Annotated in this window: 1 rRNA gene; it reads left to right on the forward strand. The window is 52.3% G+C overall.

What is annotated here, in order from left to right:
- Positions 1-549 (forward strand): 23S ribosomal RNA (locus LMH66_RS20250); the annotation flags it as partial.

A 549-nucleotide genomic window follows, 5' to 3' on the forward strand; every position in this document is an offset into this window, starting at 1 on the left:
GAGCAAGCGGTAGAGGAGCGTTCTGTAAGCGGTTGAAGGTGAAGGGGTAACCCACACTGGACGTATCAGAAGTGCGAATGCTGACATGAGTAACGATAATGGGGGTGAAAAACCCCCACGCCGAAAGACCAAGGGTTCCTGTCCAACGTTAATCGGGGCAGGGTGAGTCGACCCCTAAGGCGAGGCCGAAAGGCGTAGTCGATGGGAAACAGGTCAATATTCCTGTACTTCTGCTAACTGCGATGGAGAGACGGAGAAGGCTAGGCTAGCGCGGCGTTGGTTGTCCGCGTTTAAGGTTGTAGGCTGTAAACTTAGGCAAATCCGGGTTTACATTAAGGCTGAGAACTGATGACGAGTCCCCAAGGGGATGAAGTAGTTGATGCCATGCTTCCAGGAAAATCTTCTAAGCTTCAGGTTAGTAGGAATCGTACCCCAAACCGACACAGGTGGTCGGGTAGAGAATACCAAGGCGCTTGAGAGAACTCGGCTGAAGGAACTAGGCAAAATGGTACCGTAACTTCGGGAGAAGGTACGCTGCTGGCGGTGATG

The organism is Shewanella sp. 10N.7 (genome assembly GCF_020806285.1).
In the GTDB taxonomy this organism is placed as follows: Bacteria; Pseudomonadota; Gammaproteobacteria; order Enterobacterales; family Shewanellaceae; genus Shewanella; species Shewanella electrodiphila.